Origin of the sequence: Mycoplana sp. BE70, from assembly GCF_031455855.1 — a bacterium.
GTDB lineage: Bacteria > Pseudomonadota > Alphaproteobacteria > Rhizobiales > Rhizobiaceae > Mycoplana.
In genome coordinates this window covers 1-14,653 of record NZ_JAVDTM010000021.1, presented here as the reverse complement: position 1 = coordinate 14,653, position 14,653 = coordinate 1, and the positions used below count along the sequence as shown (strand labels likewise).

20 protein-coding genes and 6 pseudogenes are annotated in these 14,653 nt (G+C 57.5%); 12 read left to right on the top strand and 14 right to left on the bottom strand.

All coding sequences use genetic code 11. The features are described from left to right. Window positions 1–240: 240 nt before the first annotated feature. The 6 genes and pseudogenes from J2Y48_RS24750 to J2Y48_RS24730 all read right to left on the bottom strand — a co-directional run. Window positions 241–471 (bottom strand): hypothetical protein, encoded by a 231-nt coding sequence (locus J2Y48_RS24750; protein WP_310424131.1) that lies wholly within the window; start codon window positions 469–471, stop codon window positions 241–243. 489 nt (window positions 472–960) lie between these two features. Next, entirely contained in the window at window positions 961–1,236 is a 276-nt protein-coding gene (locus J2Y48_RS24745; RefSeq protein WP_310424128.1) for a hypothetical protein, read from the bottom strand. Window positions 1,237–1,401: 165 nt separating this feature from the next. Continuing rightward, a pseudogene (locus J2Y48_RS25520) lies at window positions 1,402–1,672 on the bottom strand (hypothetical protein); the annotation flags it as partial. Between the two features lie 10 nt (window positions 1,673–1,682). Next, entirely contained in the window at window positions 1,683–1,904 is a 222-nt protein-coding gene (locus J2Y48_RS24740) for a hypothetical protein (protein ID WP_310424125.1), read from the bottom strand. A gap of 135 nt (window positions 1,905–2,039) precedes the next feature. Further along, window positions 2,040–2,249, bottom strand: coding sequence for a cold-shock protein (locus J2Y48_RS24735; protein ID WP_310424121.1), 210 nt, complete (start codon window positions 2,247–2,249; stop codon window positions 2,040–2,042). Window positions 2,250–2,522: 273 nt separating this feature from the next. Then, window positions 2,523–2,605: pseudogene (locus J2Y48_RS24730) on the bottom strand (transposase); the annotation flags it as partial. Here J2Y48_RS24730 and J2Y48_RS25515 point away from each other — a divergent pair. After that, window positions 2,600–2,713 (top strand): annotated as a pseudogene (locus tag J2Y48_RS25515) (DDE-type integrase/transposase/recombinase); the annotation flags it as partial. The pseudogenes J2Y48_RS24730 and J2Y48_RS25515 sit on opposite strands and share 6 nt — an antisense overlap. A gap of 117 nt (window positions 2,714–2,830) precedes the next feature. On the opposite strand, the pseudogene J2Y48_RS25510 reads toward J2Y48_RS25515, so the two are convergent. The 3 genes and pseudogenes from J2Y48_RS25510 to J2Y48_RS24715 all read right to left on the bottom strand — a co-directional run. Further along, window positions 2,831–2,947: pseudogene (locus tag J2Y48_RS25510) on the bottom strand (transposase); the annotation flags it as partial. A 120-nt stretch (window positions 2,948–3,067) separates the two neighbouring features. Then, window positions 3,068–3,181, bottom strand: a pseudogene (locus tag J2Y48_RS24720) (integrase); the annotation flags it as partial. Window positions 3,182–3,800: 619 nt separating this feature from the next. Beyond that, complete coding sequence (locus J2Y48_RS24715; RefSeq protein ID WP_310424118.1) at window positions 3,801–3,983, bottom strand: hypothetical protein; 183 nt, start codon at window positions 3,981–3,983, stop codon at window positions 3,801–3,803. Between the two features lie 81 nt (window positions 3,984–4,064). Between J2Y48_RS24715 and J2Y48_RS24710 the strand changes: the two genes are divergently transcribed. The 8 genes from J2Y48_RS24710 to J2Y48_RS24675 all read left to right on the top strand — a co-directional run bounded on the left by J2Y48_RS24710 (window position 4,065) and on the right by J2Y48_RS24675 (window position 7,668). Then, window positions 4,065–4,202 carry a hypothetical protein gene (locus J2Y48_RS24710; protein WP_310424114.1) on the top strand — a complete coding sequence of 46 codons (138 nt, stop codon included), beginning with the start codon at window positions 4,065–4,067 and terminating at the stop codon, window positions 4,200–4,202. A gap of 407 nt (window positions 4,203–4,609) precedes the next feature. Continuing rightward, the gene (locus J2Y48_RS24705; RefSeq protein ID WP_310424111.1) at window positions 4,610–5,050 is read left to right on the top strand and encodes a hypothetical protein; all 441 of its coding nucleotides are present in this window, start codon (window positions 4,610–4,612) and stop codon (window positions 5,048–5,050) included. A gap of 121 nt (window positions 5,051–5,171) precedes the next feature. Further along, window positions 5,172–5,453 carry a hypothetical protein gene (locus J2Y48_RS24700; protein WP_310424108.1) on the top strand — a complete coding sequence of 94 codons (282 nt, stop codon included), beginning with the start codon at window positions 5,172–5,174 and terminating at the stop codon, window positions 5,451–5,453. A gap of 182 nt (window positions 5,454–5,635) precedes the next feature. Then, window positions 5,636–5,812 carry a DUF1488 family protein gene (locus J2Y48_RS24695; protein ID WP_405030316.1) on the top strand — a complete coding sequence of 59 codons (177 nt, stop codon included), beginning with the start codon at window positions 5,636–5,638 and terminating at the stop codon, window positions 5,810–5,812. Window positions 5,813–6,255: 443 nt separating this feature from the next. Continuing rightward, window positions 6,256–6,537, top strand: coding sequence for a hypothetical protein (locus J2Y48_RS24690; protein ID WP_310424106.1), 282 nt, complete (start codon window positions 6,256–6,258; stop codon window positions 6,535–6,537). Between the two features lie 111 nt (window positions 6,538–6,648). Then, a complete protein-coding gene (locus tag J2Y48_RS24685) occupies window positions 6,649–6,786 on the top strand; it encodes a hypothetical protein (RefSeq protein ID WP_310424103.1) in 138 nt (45 codons plus the stop codon). 282 nt (window positions 6,787–7,068) lie between these two features. Then, a complete protein-coding gene (locus tag J2Y48_RS24680) occupies window positions 7,069–7,329 on the top strand; it encodes a hypothetical protein (protein WP_310424099.1) in 261 nt (86 codons plus the stop codon). Between the two features lie 57 nt (window positions 7,330–7,386). Continuing rightward, a complete protein-coding gene (locus J2Y48_RS24675) occupies window positions 7,387–7,668 on the top strand; it encodes an acyl carrier protein (RefSeq protein ID WP_310424097.1) in 282 nt (93 codons plus the stop codon). Window positions 7,669–8,051: 383 nt separating this feature from the next. On the opposite strand, the gene J2Y48_RS25505 is transcribed toward J2Y48_RS24675, so the two are convergent. From J2Y48_RS25505 to J2Y48_RS24655, 5 genes and pseudogenes are all read right to left on the bottom strand, one after another. Then, window positions 8,052–8,675 (bottom strand): IS110 family transposase, encoded by a 624-nt coding sequence (locus J2Y48_RS25505; protein WP_405030315.1) that lies wholly within the window; start codon window positions 8,673–8,675, stop codon window positions 8,052–8,054. A gap of 38 nt (window positions 8,676–8,713) precedes the next feature. Continuing rightward, window positions 8,714–9,079 (bottom strand): annotated as a pseudogene (locus tag J2Y48_RS25500) (transposase); the annotation flags it as partial. 154 nt (window positions 9,080–9,233) lie between these two features. Then, a complete protein-coding gene (locus J2Y48_RS24665) occupies window positions 9,234–9,695 on the bottom strand; it encodes a DUF1579 domain-containing protein (RefSeq protein ID WP_310424094.1) in 462 nt (153 codons plus the stop codon). Between the two features lie 508 nt (window positions 9,696–10,203). Further along, complete coding sequence (locus J2Y48_RS24660) at window positions 10,204–11,364, bottom strand: sulfite oxidase (protein WP_310424092.1); 1,161 nt, start codon at window positions 11,362–11,364, stop codon at window positions 10,204–10,206. 464 nt (window positions 11,365–11,828) lie between these two features. Continuing rightward, window positions 11,829–12,455, bottom strand: coding sequence for a Crp/Fnr family transcriptional regulator (locus J2Y48_RS24655; RefSeq protein WP_310424090.1), 627 nt, complete (start codon window positions 12,453–12,455; stop codon window positions 11,829–11,831). A gap of 327 nt (window positions 12,456–12,782) precedes the next feature. On the opposite strand from J2Y48_RS24655, the gene J2Y48_RS24650 reads away from it, so the two are divergent. From J2Y48_RS24650 to J2Y48_RS24640, 3 genes are all read left to right on the top strand, one after another. Next, window positions 12,783–13,601 carry a phosphatase PAP2 family protein gene (locus J2Y48_RS24650; protein ID WP_310424087.1) on the top strand — a complete coding sequence of 273 codons (819 nt, stop codon included), beginning with the start codon at window positions 12,783–12,785 and terminating at the stop codon, window positions 13,599–13,601. Between the two features lie 61 nt (window positions 13,602–13,662). Beyond that, window positions 13,663–14,016 carry a YcgJ family protein gene (locus J2Y48_RS24645; RefSeq protein ID WP_310424084.1) on the top strand — a complete coding sequence of 118 codons (354 nt, stop codon included), beginning with the start codon at window positions 13,663–13,665 and terminating at the stop codon, window positions 14,014–14,016. 42 nt (window positions 14,017–14,058) lie between these two features. Further along, on the top strand, window positions 14,059–14,653 hold a 595-nt coding region (locus J2Y48_RS24640), incomplete at its 3' end, for a hypothetical protein (RefSeq protein ID WP_310424081.1).

Sequence of the window (14,653 nt, the reverse complement as noted above, 5' to 3'; positions counted from 1 at the left end):
CGCTTGCCGCAGGGTCAGGATGAGCCGTTTCGCGGACCAAGGGGTCGGTGGTCGCTGTTCTTGCGCTTTTGTCGAGGTGCCGCGCAAGTTGCTCTTTTTGATTTTGTGACTATGGCCGCGGAGACTATGATTTCGGCTGGGTCGATGTCTTTCATCTTTGCCGAGACGTTCAGCGAATACATGGATGCGCCGCGACCCAGGCCAGCCGGCCGTGCGAGGCAAAGAAGCTGGATGGGCGGTTTAGCGCTTTCCAGGAAGAGCCTGTATCGCGTACCGGTGCAAACGGGATGCCGGGCCGACGGTGTTCCGGTTGAGGATCGCGGCCACCCCTTCGGCATCTGTCTCTGAAAGTCCCATCACCGGAAGAAAGCCCCGTGCCGCGGTGACGCCGGAACGAGTGTCGAAGACAGTCCACGTACCGTCCTGGTCGGGGCGATGCGCATACGGAAAAGCGTCCACCGCGCCGATCATTTATTCGAGTCCTGCATGGTTCCGGTCATGAAGCGGCGAAGCACGGACTTTGACGCATGCTGGAGGGGGCCTGTCAAAGGCACCAGCCTGGCTGTGACGTATCCTGCCTTCACGAGCATTTCTCGCATAATACGGATGTCGCTCGTCCGAAAATCGACGTGATGAACATTGGAGGACATCGTGTCCTCCTTTCGCAATTGAGGGCTGGGGTGTGGGGACCCTAAAGCAGCAGCGCCCTGATAATTGGCTACTGAAGAAATCACATTGAACGCAACTTCGTTCATTAGCAAGCAACCCATAAAGGGATGATGCGGTCAGGGACAGGGCGTTCGACGCGCGGCCGACTTTGGGATGACGGCTTCGACCTTGGCGCGCTTGCCGTAAGGCAACTGCGGTTCGAGCCCATACTCTTCAATGACGGTATCCGTTTGCGCTGGGCAAGACGGAATGGGATGGACAACAGGTAAGACTTCTTCGCAAGAATCGTATTCAAGTGCGATCATAGGTGAAGGATGTCAGCAGTGCGGTAACGAAATTACTCGCCTTATCTTTGACAAGCACTTCCGTCCATTCATCTGTCCCGCGCAGACGCAGATCGCTGTAAATGCTGTCCACCGCGGCCTCTTCGATGCGTTTGATGTTGGCCAAAAAGGCGGGTTCTCCCGCCCCGCGATACATGTCGCGGATCACCATTCGCAGTATTTCCTGAATCGCAATCTGCCATGCTGTGTTGATCGCTTGGAGCTCACCGGTTTGCTCTGCCATGAAAGGTTCCTTTCGGTATGATGGGACTTTGGCGGCGGAATACGCCGCGCTTTTGGTTCGGACTGAAACAAGAGCGCATCGGCAACGTCGTCGCAAAAAAACGCCCCCGATAGCCCGTTGCCGCAAGCGCCCATGAGTTCGCCACCCGTGCCCGAAAGCGGGGCGCTAGGCTCGTCTGGCCTTACGGTTCGCATAACGCCGATCGCGCTCCGCCTTTCGAACAGCCTCGTCTTCGAGCACGAGTGCTATGCGATTTCTTTCCGCTGTCTCGCGCGCTTCGGTTTCCGCTCGCGCTGCAGCATCGGCGGCTGTGTGCTGCTCCGCAGCCTCGGTCGCTCGGCGGTCAGCTTCGCTACGCTTCACCCCGTTTGCGTTCCACGCGCCGCGCTTCCCTGGCAGCAGCTACAGTCATCCGTTCCGCTTGTCTCGCCAATTGTCGCAACAATTCAGGTCCTCTTGGCCCGTTTAGCGAGTAGAGAGGCCGCCGCTGCCTCATGGTCCTTTGACTCTTTCGCAAGGCGGGCTTCGCGAAGCCGCAGGGTCTTTTCCTCGCGAGCCTGAGCTAGGGAATCAAGTTCTTCAGCGGCGCTGCTGCGACCAAAAAATTGCGATTGAGCATTGGCGAAGGCAACCTCCGCCTGCTGCCGAGATTTGCTGTGCTGTGACATGGTTTTTTCCGGATTGGACGCCGCAGGTTCCGCGGCAACAAAAAAAGGCCAGGCAAGCTGCCTGACCTCGCTGGTACCATGCTCTCGACAGTGCCAGTACATCCGTGGTCAACGGAGAGCCGATACCGGTATGATTTAGGCGGCCTGCAGGTTGCAAGCCGACATCTTGCCCGACTTTTTGTCGCGCTCGAGGTCGTAGCCGATCTTCTGGCCTTCTACGAGGTCGCGCATTCCGGCGCGCTCGACAGCAGAGATGTGGACGAACGTGTCAGCGCCGCCATCGTCAGGCTGGATAAAGCCGAAGCCCTTGGTGGAATTGAACCATTTAACTGTGCCGGTGGTCATGATGAATCCTTTCATAGCATAGGAGTACCACAACGCTTACAGCGCTGCGGAATATGATAGCGATTTTTGAAAGAAAGGTTCGTTCAGGGCGCGTTGCCAGATGCGCGATAACCAAAGCTAAACAAGCAAATATCGACATGCGGTATATAGGCTGTCCCGATCGGAGTGTCAACTTTTAGTTTCTGGGCGGTCAATGAGCCTCAATATTTGGTTGCAATTTCACAGCCTTCTTACAATCGAGCCGCCTGTACTTCATAAAGCGCACTTAGTGTGGCCCTTGGCAAAGCCTCGCAGCGCCCGCTCGGCTGCGTTGTTCGTCAGGCAATCCGGCCGTCCTCCAGGAATGACGTGAAGCCTGGGTCAAGGACACCACCTACATCCGAACCTGCGAATGCTTCGCCTATCTGGCCATGGTGATCGACCTGTATTCCCGCCGTGTGATCGGCTGGTCGATGCAGGGCCGACAGAGGGACCGCTGGCGCAAACATCGGAACGTCATCTGCGACCGGCACAGCGTCGAGCGGCTTGCCGGCGAACCGACGCCAGGTAAACAATTGCTGCGGGGTCAATCCATGCCGTCGCGCCACGGCGCAGACCGTCACGCCAGGCTCATAACTCTCGGCAACGATCTCAGCCTTGCGCGCGTCGCTCCACGCGCGCCGTCGGCCGCTGCCGGTGAAAACCTCGAACCGGCGCACCGGCTCTTCATCGCTGGATGTAAGCGTAAGCTATGAAATCGACATATGTCCAAGCCCTCGGTTCGAGGCCAACAACGTCAATCACGCATTGATCCACAAGGTGGGGGCAAGACACCGCTTACGGAGCTTACCGTCGATCGCGAGATCAAACAGCGCGCGGTTTCTCATGCGCCCCTCCCGGTCTAGGAAGAAGCGGATCGCCCAATGGGCAGCTTTGGTAGGTGCAGGTGGCATGACACCGAGACCGCGGTCGCTCGAAATTGGTATCATCGTCTTTGCGACGACTCCACCTGCCCGGCTAGATGTCACAGGGACACAATCGATACTCCCGGCTAGCCAACCGGCGGACCAACGCTCAAAAACGTCGCGCCACCAAATTCACTCGACTTACCACCGATACACGCGCATGTTGGGGGATGAAAAACGCTCTCAACATCACGTGGTGGTTGTCCATCCTGACCCTCTTTATGATCTACGTAGTGCTGGACAACATGACCTGGTGATCCTGGCCGTCACCTAGATGCCGAGCTTATTCCTGCGGTTCAGATCTTTGGCGTTGAGGATGGCGCAGTACGTGGCCGACTCGTCAAATGTTAGGGCCACCAAATTCCAGCTCGTAGGTCTCGCCGGATCGCCTGTGAAAACGTCATAGACCGTCCATGACTGATCGGCCTCGCAGCGAACCGCATATCGTATCGTAGAGGCCGTCATAGCCGCCATCTCCATGAAGGATGGCGACGGGTATCCCTCGGCATCGATCAAATGAAGTCTAGCAGCGCTGCACGACACCAACAACGGCATACGCGCAACAAAAAGGCCGGGGCGAAAACGCACCGACCTTCTTCACCAATCGCTATTCTTCCAGTGCCAGTACATCCGTGGTCAAAGTCAGATTGCGATTGCAGCATTCGCGAGCGGCAGAAGCGTTCCAGCGCTCATCAACGATACTGATGGCATCCGTATAAGCAGTCATTGTGTTCAATACAAGTTGTCGTTCCGGAATTAACTGTTTGCCTTCGGGCGGGAAAGCGCCCACCGTCTAAACTCCAGCAGCTTATTATAAGGGCGCTGCTGTTCGAGGTTGGCAACCCCGGCCCCGACCAGAAAGGAGAACGAAATGTTCTCCGAAACACTCCGCCTTACATACTTGAACGCCTTTTCGTTCTTCGCTTCCCTTGTCACCAATGAGGCAATCGCGCAGACCGCGCTGATTGGGTCGCTGGTATTCGTCGTGTGGGTCGTGCTCGCGTTTTGACCCAATTCCTGAGCCAGGGGCGAGCCGTCGGCGCAAATGCCGGCGGTATCTCAGTTGGACCAGCCCCCCCTAGCGCGCGAAACTCTGGGAGTTGAAGGTGACTTCCTCGCCGGGACCCCCGACTTGGCCGCTGCAAGGCTCCGGTTCGTGTCTGAGCATCTTGGCTCGACAGCGTCGATATCGGACTTTGCCAAAACGCAAGCGGCAGGCCCATTAGCCATGCGACAGCATGGAGGAGTGATCTTGGACACAGCCCCAGGTGTTGGGCTGCCACAGCAGGCCCGAATGAAACCTGCACTCGCTTGCTTTAGGTGTTGTTAAAGCGCATCGTTGAACTGTCGGTAGCAATGTCACGGGCACTACCGTTTGAGGGCTAGTTACCCTGGCCCCAACGAGAGGAGGACGAAATGTCTTCCGATCCCAGCTACACCGTCATCTCCCCTACCGAAATGGAAATGATCCAATCTATCTTGGATAATGCGGGTTATGACGCCGATTTCCTGATGGATGATCAGAGACAATTCAACGCGGCCGCGCTCCTTGTGATGAAGCTGTTCCTCGCGGGTGAGACGTCTCCGGATGCTCTCTCGGCGCAATTGGAGTACAACTTCGGGAAGGCGAGTGTGAACAAGCCTCCCTACAAGTCACCATTTGCACGCTATGCCATTCAAGGGTTGCCCCTGACAGAACTCGGTCGGGTCTTCAGGGTGCATGCCCGATCCGTAGAAGCAGACGAACAGTCTTGGGAGAACGAAGGCGGTGCCGGTCATACCCGTGTGCGCTCTCGGCTGCCGTCAGAAATTATTCTGTCCATGAAAGGTGACCGGCAATGTCTAGCCGATCACTGATGGCTGCTTTGCTAGTGCTGTTATCAATCGCGATGGTTTGGACATTCCGTCCGGAACCCGGAAACCACCACCTGTCGGTACTGGGTGAGCCAACATCGTCGCAGGAAAAAGGCGAGATACCATGACTGTGAGAACGACAAACAGTGAGATTACTTTCGCGCACCCGTTTGTGCTGAGCAACCTTGTGGCCCCTTTGCAAGCGGGGACTTATCGTCTCGTCGTTGACGAAGAGCTTATCGAAGGGCTCAGTTTGGCGGCCTACAGGCGCGTGGCGACCCACCTTGAAATCCCTGCAATATCAGTGGAAGCGGGCACACGCCAGTTTTTGCCGGTGTCCGCGGCGGAGATTGCGAGTGCACTTCGAAACGACGCCGAATTGGCGATGGGCTGGCCCACGAACTAGGAGAACGCACGCCTGGGAAGACCATCTCCCGTCACGTCCATTGGCAGCCAGCATATCGCTTCGTCAACGTCCGCAGCCTGCATCCGTAAGCGAGAGGCCCAGTCCATGACTCTGATCTTTCCGAACCGCAGCCGCAGCTACGACGACGCGAGAACGCCGTCCGCTTTCTGGGCTACGACGGCGTGTTCGAGGTGCCTTTCTTCATCGAGGCTGCCGCACTCGTGAAGTCAGGCTCTTCGGAGATCATAGCTTCCGAATGTCTGGTGGCATTCGATGCGGCACGCGGTACGATTCTCGAAGTTGCGACAAAGGCGTATGCGCGTGGCCGCCGGACGCTCTATGTGAGAGATTTCAGATGAATTCTGCCGCTCCATTCCGACACCTCCAGGGAGCAAGGTCAAGAAGCGCTGTCTCCCCCTTGGTGGCACTTCGTGTCCTCGCCGCTGAGCACGGTGATGGACTTCGTCCCGAACTCCTTGACGCGCTCAAACCACAAGCCTTAGTGGGTCCCTGGCCACAAACCGATGGCGGTGCGACGGCAAGATTGGCGGATCATTCAGCAACCCCACAGGACAACATGAACTGATACCGCCTTCGCCTAGATGCCCAGCATATTCCTGCGGTTCAGGTCTTTGGCGTTCAGGATGGCGCAGTATGTGGTCGACTCGTCAAACGTTAGGTCCACCAAATTCCAGCTCGAAGGTTTCGCCGGATCGCCTGTGAAAACGTCATAGACCGTCCATGACTGATCAGCCTCGCAGCGAACCGATATCGTATCGTAAAGGCCGCCATAGGCATCTCCATGAAGGATGGCGACGGGTATCCCGCGGCATCGATTAAACAAAGTCTAGCAGCGCTGCAAGACGCCAACAACGGCACGCGCGCAACAAAAAAAGGCCGGGGCGAAAACGCACCGACCTTCCTTACCAATCGCTATTCCACCCAGTGCCAGTACATCCGTGGTCAAAGTCAGATTGCGATTGCGGCATTCGCGAGCGGCAGAAGCGTTCCAGCGCTCATCAGCGATACCGATGCGTGTATAAGCAGCCATTGTGTTCGAAACAAGTTGTCGTTCCGGAATTAACTGTTTGCCTTCGGGCGGGAAAGCGCCCACTGTCTAAACTCCAGCAGCTTATTAAAAGGGCGCTGCTGTTCGAGGTTGGCAACCCCGGCCCCGATCAGAAAGGAGAACGACATGTTCTCCGAGACACTCCGGCTAACATACTTGAACGCCTTTTCGTTCTTCGCTTCCCTCATTACCGATGACGCAATCGCGCAGATCGCGCTGATCGTATCGCTGGTATTCGTCGTGTTGATCGTGCTCGCGTTTTGACCCCTTCCTGAGTTTTCTCGCAGGGGCGAGCCGTCAGCGCAAGTGCCGGCGGTATCTCGTCCGGGTCAGCCAACCCTCTAGCGCCTGAAACTCTGGGAGTTGAAGGTGATTTTCTTGCCGGCACGGTCAGACTGCTACGGATCGCTGCTGCCGTGAGGGGACAGTACGTCGAATTTAATAGACGCCTCGATACATAAGGCGCACTGTTCCCTATCGCTTCCACATGTACGGCAGGAACGACAGGGAGATGGCAGCTCTCGCCCCAACGAGGGAGAGAGTCACGTGACCAAAACCCTAAGCCACGCCGCCGCCGGCTATCCTGATTTTCCAGGCAGCAGCAAATACGACCGGATGTTCGACCCCGACGATCTGAACGAGCTTCAGAGCGTTTTCGATGAATGCCTTGATGCCTGCAGCTTCTCTCGCGACAGCGCCACCGCACAGTCGCTGGGGAGCGCCATTATCCGGCTCTTCTCTCAGGGCCAACGCAATCCAAAAGCAATCAAAGCTATACTCCTGCCGTCGTTCAAAAGGCGGGCATAGAACTGAGGACGCCGGGCCACGGCGATCCATGCTACGCCCACCCCCGAGGATATTTCAATGCCTATCGATGTAAGCAGAGCCGATGTCGCGTTCCGCGTAAAGAAAATCATAGCAGAACAACTCGACCTTCCGAAAGACGGTTTGGACAACGATGCTTCCATAGTCGACGACCTCGGGGCTGACTCGCTCGAAGTCGTTCAGATCAGAATGCTGATCGAGGATGGGTTCTCCATGACATTTCCCGACGAAGCCGATGAAGACATCTCTGCGGTTGGCCAGACGATCGACTTCGTCCTCGCAATGGGAGAACGCGGAGCAAACGGCTTCACCGTAATGTAACTGGGCTGTCTTGCAGCTACGCTCCCTATTTGGCCGCTCCAAGGCTCCGGTTCTTGTCTGAATGCCGTGCCCGGATGTCGCGAGGTTTGAGGACTCTGACCGGAGCCAGTAGTCGTCACCTGGTGTATGGCTGCTTCTCTAATCGGGCATTTGGGTCAAGCTCTTTTGATCGTCGTTGGCCTGATCGTTCACGCGGGTCACGCTTCTCTTCGCAGTCTACTGACTCCTTTGCGTTTGGAGCCGCTGCACGCATGCATGGGATCAGGGTCTGGAGAGCCTCGCTTTGGGGCGCGCTCGAAGCGCAGCAGTCATAGGCGGCTTCATCCATCCCGTCGTCCGCATGGGACGATCCGGCCGGGGTCGGTTTCGAGGGCAGTGTTAAATCATGCTGCAGCCTCCGATCCGAACCGAAACTCTGTACCGTCGATCCACATGCGATGCAGGACGACGGCAATCTTTCGGGCAACGGCTACGATGGCTCGTCGGTGTCCCTTGGTCTTCATCAACCGCATGCCCCAGGCCTTCAAGCTATTCCAGGCAATCGAGCGCATGAGCATCGCATTGGCGGCGGCATAGAGTGTCGCCCGCACGTCGGCGTCTCCGGCGTGCGAGATGCGACCGGGGTTGTCCTTCTCGCCAGACTGGAACCTTCGCGGCGTCAATCCGAAGTGAGCGCCGACGGTACGCGAACTTCTGAAGCGAGCGGGGTCATCAACCGCGGCCTTGAAGCTCAATGCCGTCACGTACCCAACACCAGGAACACTCATAAACCGTGCGGTGACGGCGTCTTGCTTCGCGACACTTCGGACTCGTCGATCGAGTTCAAGGAAGGTTTCCAGGAGCATTTGCCTGGCTTCCAGCAGCGGGAGTAACGCGTGGCTCAACGCTGGACCGCCTTCGATTGTGCCGCGGACAGCCGTTTCGAACGCGCCACCTCGCAGGCGCATCGGCAGCTTGACGCCGAAGACTTTGAGGAGGCCGCGAATCTCGTTTTCGAGATCATGCATTTCCGTTGCATGACCTTGCGGCTGGAGAGGAGTGCACGGATGTAATGGCTTTGGACACTCTTCACATGCACCCGGCTGTACCAACCCGATCGCAGCAGTTGGGCTATGCCACGGGCGTCGTTCTTGTCAGTCTTCTTCCGCATGGCCGAAAGAGCGGCATTGACTTGGCGCGCCTCCATGCACACGACATCGAAACCAGCCTCCGTCAAGCCGTAGGTTAAGTGCTGAGTGAGCGTACCAGCCTCAAGCCCGACCTGATGAATCGGTTCGCCGAACTCGTTCAGGCAGGGAACAAGGTCAGGCACGTCAGATGGCACCGACCGCTCAAGTCTGACTTTCCCGGCTCCGTCAATAATGCAGATCGCCACTGAGCGCAGTGACACGTCCAACGCAGCATAGAACATCGTCATCTCCCTTAATCTCGGTTGCACCGGGACTGTACTGGGAGCTTTCCCCTTGTGGGACCGCCTTTGCGATCGCGGCGATGCGGATCAGAAGCGGGAGTATCCGGGTCGATAGCGCTTTGACTTCGGCTTGGATATGACCCGTCAGGTTGGCTTAGCTGAACTGCATAGACCAGTTTAGTTCCCAGGTTTGCCCGTCGTCGGGCGAGAATGATTGCTCCCATCGCGGGCCAATGCCGGTATCCTTCAGCCAAACAAACCGAACCTTTATCGGGCGCCCCATCCAGGTGTCGTCGGCGATGAATTCACCCTTGCCTCCCTCGAACCTGCCTACGACAGGAACGCCTAGTGTCGAGGGGGAGCGCAGATCGAGCCACCAAATGCGCCAAAGTCCGCTGGCACCATCGAAGGCACGCAAAGCCGCAGCGCGGTAAGCGCCACCAGGGTCATTGATCACATTATCCTCGATGTTGCCCTGCCCCGACATTATCGGTCTGGTAGAACTCGTGCCGCCGAACTCAATCCAATCATCTGCCCCCTCGAGCCTGGTTGACAGCTTACGATGCTGAACATTCCAATTGCGGTGAAGAAAGTCGAAGTCGCTCGCGCCGGACATAGTAATTCCTTTTGAACCAGAGAGCCTTCCTGGAGGGGGGCTTGTCCACTTCGGGATTCAGCCACGCAATTTCTTAAGATGCCATGATTCGAGACTTTCTCCGAAAGAAACTCGCGACGTCTGCTGAGGCGGGATAGCAAGGAGTTGAGAAGTTATCTGCGCATGGACAACGTCCGCTCTTAGGAAGGTCTAAAAATTGCTTCCGCGACTGACATCGGCGCGTTGCTGACAGGCTGCTCAAGCTGGAACCGGCCCGTCAGTCTCGGGGCCGTTATCAGTCCGACAGCTTTCGGCGCCCGAATGGCGAAAGCGGCCGCACGCGACACCGGTACGATCTCGGTCTGCCGGCTCAAGGCGGACTGGACGGACCTGTAGACAGCCCCCCCGATAAGACATGAGAACAAATCCTACCTCCTGGGTCGTCAGATGGATTGGGCGGCGCAGGGCGCGGACACGCCGCCCGCCCCATACCCACCACCCACCCGATCCGCTACGGGCCGCTGGGCCGTCAAGGAATCTGAATGCGGCGAGTCACCTGTCCGTTGCTTTCCCAGTAGGTGTGTTTCTTGGCGATCCACGGATCGCTCATCGCCGGCTGGGCGTTACCGCTCGTATCGATCGCGCGTGAGGTGACGGTGTGCTCCCCGGCGGCAGGCTTGGGCCAGTCGATAGACCACATCTTCCAGGCAAACTCCGCCTTGTCGGCTTCATCGATGGTCGCAGGGATCCACGGTCCATCGTCGATCTTCACCTCGACCCGGTCGATCGGCGCGCCCCATGCGGCCCCGACGATCCGGTAATCGTTGCCGGTGCGCGTCACCCGGGCCGGTGCAGATTTGAGCCGCGCCCGACCGACAGAGGTTTCCACCCACATGGTCTCGCCGTTGTGATCTTCCTCGCGAAGCGTAACATAGTCGCGTCCCATGAATTGGTTCTCGAAGCGCTGGCCGCGCACGTCGATGCGCTTGAGCCATTTCGCATTCGCGATCCCGTACCAGCCCGGCGCTATCAGCCGGAGCGGGAACCCGTTATCGGGCGGCAGGGGAGTTCCGTTCATCTCGTAGCAAAGGATATTTTTTGGATCCATGGCTTCGGCGAGCGACATGCTGCGCGCGAAATTCTGCTTGAACTTAACGTCGTCGGCTCTTTTGATCTCGCCTTCGTCGGCGCCCCAGAAGACGACCTCGATGCCGCTGTCGAGGACTTCGGCCTCTTCCAGGATCGGGGCGAGCGGCGTGCCCGACCAGCGCGCATTGCCGATGCCCCCGTTGAAAAACGGGAGGCCGGTATTACCCGAACATTCGACCGTGAACGTAACCTCCTGGCGCGGCCGAGACTTGATATCGGCGAGCGTCAGCGTAGTCGGCTTTTTGACCAAGCCGCCGATTTCGAGCTTCCACGTGCTTGCGTCAATGACTGGCCGGTTGAAATGCGCAATTGAAAAGAACTTGTCGTTGGGCGTTACCCAGGAGTCGAGGTCCTCCCAGACGAGCTGGTTCTTGATAACCTCCGGAACTGGGTTCGGCGGCAGTTGATCGAGCCATTTGACGACTTCCTCGCCGGGTCGGCTTGGAAAAGCATAGGCGTGTCGGGTGGCAAAGAAGGCCGCAAGACCCGTAAGGGCCGCACTGCCCTTTGTGATGAATTCTCGACGCGGAATCTTCTGCATGAAGGCGTCTCCCGGTTGCGACCGGCTTGGCGGATGCAAAAATGGGATGACCGGTCTGCTTGAATTTCGTACCGGGCAACACTTGCTTTATACCGGTACGAAATGGATCTCAGTCCTACTCGATGTCAAAGTCAAGGGTCGGGGAACGCTGACATGGGGCGCGACCACGACCTCCAGCATTGCCACCTGCGATATCTGCTTCCGGGCGGCGACAAAGGCGGGCCTAAACGGCGACATGCGGGCGCATTGCAGCTCGGCAGCGTAGGGGCCGATGGCCGACCGTCCGCTGCTGGGATACCAACACGAAAAGCGGACATCAGAGTCCTTGCCGCCAAGGTCTGGGTTTAGGCCCCAAGACTGACAGGATCGGCTCTCTTCCTTCAATGGCGGACATCATGCTCGACTTCCTTGGAAGGGGTGGACCCCACTACAATCAGCTCATTGAGCGTCGACCACCGCAGAAGTCAGTCGACGAGTTCCTCTTCAGCGCATCGTCGCAACGCCAGAGCGTTCGTGATCGTTATGGTTCGATAACCGATATCGACCCAGCCGGCTTGCGCAAAGCGCTTGATCGCACTGTTAACCTGCTTGCGCGACGCGTTCGCCATGATTCCGAGATTCTCCTGTGAAACGGAGACTGACGCACCTGATTTCCACGACATGCGATGCAGGACCGACGCCACTCTGGAGCTCGCGCTCTTTCTTTGCAGATCGTGCACGACACGCAGGAGGACGTCCGACGAGAGGGTGGACATGACCCCGAAAGCCCGTATGACCTTCGGATCGGCTGCTGCCATCTGCTCCATCACATCCAGTGGTACGTGCATCACCCAGGTTTCGCTTCGGGCACATAGTTCGATTCGCCTTGGCTCGCCGGTCATGAAACTGTCTTCGCCCGTCCATCCGCCGGGCAAAGCGATATGGATCAGGCGCGGCATCGAATCGAGAGGCGCCGTGTCCACGGTCACCGTTCCCGAGACCAGCCCGTAGATGCCTCCAGGCGGATCGCCTGGCCGAAACATGATCTGGCCAGCATCAAACTTGAGAAGCAACGCATTCTGTAGCAACCGCGCTCTGAAGGCTTCGGACATGTGAGCCAGCCAGCCGTCGCCGCATATGATGCGCTCTGCTGCATCCCGAGACATACGTACCATTTTTCCCCTCAATTGTCCGGTTTGACACAGTGCTTCGAGGAAAATCTATGTACGAAGTTTTCAAGTTTGGCAAAGCAATGTGGCGAAATGAGAAAAGAAACTATTGAATCATTTCGGTTGACAATTAGCAATCGCTTATTTGATTTTGCACTATGTTAACCTTGTGATTTCGGCAGCTTATTTTCGAAAATAATCCTTACCTGTCGTGAAGGTATTCGAAGATATGCTTTCGCTAATTTGAATAAATCATTAGGCAAGTCTCATATGCTAAAAAATATCCATAAATCTGCTCTGGTGTCGGCGATCTTATTTGCCGGCTGTGGCATAGGCTCGGCTGGTGCGGAAAGTGCATCCCAGCCGGAAATTACCGATCCTCATTTCCAGTTGGCGCCGGGTTACCTCGCGAAAAGGGACTTGCCGGACAGCCTTGTGCTGCTCGGCCCGCCGCCGGCGGACGATAGTGCGGCGCTTGCGCGTGACGAAGAGTTCAGAGCCGCAACCATACCGCTGCGTGGTACGCCGCGCTGGGATCTGGCGCGTGCAGACGCTGATCTGCAATTTCCGCAGCCGGCGAAAGCCTTTTCTTGCGCGATGGGCGTCGATATCAATGAGGAAAAGACCCCTCATCTGTACCGCTTGATGCAGAAGGTCCTGACCGATGCTGGCCTGTCGACGTATGGGGTGAAGAATACCTACAATCGCACGCGTCCCTTCGTGGTCCACAATGAAGGCACCTGCTATCCCGATCAGGAGCCGCTGCTGCGAACCGACGGCTCGTATCCCTCGGGCCATACGGCGGCTGGCTGGGCCTGGGCGTTGGTGTTGAGCGAAATCAGCCCGAAACGCGCCGATGCCCTGATGAAACGCGGCATAGAATTCGGCCAGAGCCGCGTAATTTGCGATGCACATTGGCAGAGCGACGTCGACGCGGGACGCATCATGGGTGCGGCGACGGTCGCAAAACTGCATAACAATGCAGAGTTCCTCTCGGATGTCGCGGCGGCACGCGACGAATTGAAGACTGCCGGGGCGGCTGAGGCATCAAGCTGCGCTGCGGAGGAAGCCGCTCTGTCGGCGCGATAAGACAATAGGCTTCTGTACAATTTTGAGTATTCCACAAGCAACCGCAATACGGTGGTCCCCCATGCAAGCAAGAAAAAGCCTCCTGCCTCTCGTGGGACTGCTGGCTGCAGCGTTTGCGACACCCGCTTCGGCGGACGGGCTACGCTCACCGGAGAAAGGCGTGCTCTGTGACCGCTATATGTGCGCCGACAATAGGGGCGTTTCGCGCCGGTTGACGCAAAAGCACCTTGGCAAGAAGGCTGCAATCAAGCTGTTTTCACACGGTGATTTCGACCGGACGGAGTTCACGTTTGCCAATGGCATCTTCTGCGACGTCAAAGAGCGGCTATGCCGCGAAGACAGGTACTTCGATGCGGACGGCAAGCGAAGTGGCGCAATCAGCAGGTCGTACACGCGTCTCCTGTTTCGTCGGTGAACATTCTTTCGCCGGCGGGCGTCGGCCGTTAATGAGGAGAAAATGAAGTTTTTTTCAGTATGCTCAATTGTATTCGCATCGGCTTTGACGCTTTCGCCTTCGGCGAAGGCTGCGGATAAGCAGTTCCTGCCATTCCAACCCGAAGCCGACAGCGAGACCGCGTCCGGCTGGCAGTTCAATGCCAGCCCGTATTTCTGGGCTGCCGGCATCGACGGCACTGTCGGGCAGTTTGGCCTTCCGCCGGCGAGCGTGACGTCCGATTTCGGCGATATACTCAAGGATCTGGATTTCGCCTTTATGGGCGTGGCAGAGGGTAGGTATGACCGCTTCAGCATTTTCAGCGACGTTATCTACACGAAGCTGTCTGCAGGTGACCACAGCCCCGCCGGGGTTTTGACGAACAAGATCGGTGTGACGTCCGAGACGTTTTCGGGCCTGGTGGGAGGCGGCTACAGCCTGCTGACCAATGGCCGAAGCCATCTGGACGTGACTGCCGGGGTGCGCCTCTGGTACGCGAGCACCCGGGTATCTTTCTCCGGCGGCGTCCTCGATGGCGTAAGCCGCGAAGACAGCGCCACCTGGGTCGATGCGGTCGCAGGTTTCCGTGGAACGTATTTCCTCACGGATCAATTCTACC

Coding starts and splice junctions, on each gene's coding strand:
- J2Y48_RS24750 (WP_310424131.1), bottom strand. CDS start 471: ATGATCGGCGCGGTGGACGCTTTTCCGTATGCGCATCGCCCCGACCAG.
- J2Y48_RS24745 (WP_310424128.1), bottom strand. CDS start 1,236: ATGGCAGAGCAAACCGGTGAGCTCCAAGCGATCAACACAGCATGGCAG.
- J2Y48_RS24740 (WP_310424125.1), bottom strand. CDS start 1,904: ATGTCACAGCACAGCAAATCTCGGCAGCAGGCGGAGGTTGCCTTCGCC.
- J2Y48_RS24735 (WP_310424121.1), bottom strand. CDS start 2,249: ATGACCACCGGCACAGTTAAATGGTTCAATTCCACCAAGGGCTTCGGC.
- J2Y48_RS24710 (WP_310424114.1), top strand. CDS start 4,065: ATGTTCTCCGAAACACTCCGCCTTACATACTTGAACGCCTTTTCGTTC.
- J2Y48_RS24705 (WP_310424111.1), top strand. CDS start 4,610: ATGTCTTCCGATCCCAGCTACACCGTCATCTCCCCTACCGAAATGGAA.
- J2Y48_RS24700 (WP_310424108.1), top strand. CDS start 5,172: ATGACTGTGAGAACGACAAACAGTGAGATTACTTTCGCGCACCCGTTT.
- J2Y48_RS24690 (WP_310424106.1), top strand. CDS start 6,256: ATGAAGGATGGCGACGGGTATCCCGCGGCATCGATTAAACAAAGTCTA.
- J2Y48_RS24685 (WP_310424103.1), top strand. CDS start 6,649: ATGTTCTCCGAGACACTCCGGCTAACATACTTGAACGCCTTTTCGTTC.
- J2Y48_RS24675 (WP_310424097.1), top strand. CDS start 7,387: ATGCCTATCGATGTAAGCAGAGCCGATGTCGCGTTCCGCGTAAAGAAA.
- J2Y48_RS25505 (WP_405030315.1), bottom strand. CDS start 8,675: ATGCATGATCTCGAAAACGAGATTCGCGGCCTCCTCAAAGTCTTCGGC.
- J2Y48_RS24665 (WP_310424094.1), bottom strand. CDS start 9,695: ATGTCCGGCGCGAGCGACTTCGACTTTCTTCACCGCAATTGGAATGTT.
- J2Y48_RS24660 (WP_310424092.1), bottom strand. CDS start 11,364: ATGCAGAAGATTCCGCGTCGAGAATTCATCACAAAGGGCAGTGCGGCC.
- J2Y48_RS24655 (WP_310424090.1), bottom strand. CDS start 12,455: ATGTCCGAAGCCTTCAGAGCGCGGTTGCTACAGAATGCGTTGCTTCTC.
- J2Y48_RS24650 (WP_310424087.1), top strand. CDS start 12,783: ATGCTAAAAAATATCCATAAATCTGCTCTGGTGTCGGCGATCTTATTT.
- J2Y48_RS24645 (WP_310424084.1), top strand. CDS start 13,663: ATGCAAGCAAGAAAAAGCCTCCTGCCTCTCGTGGGACTGCTGGCTGCA.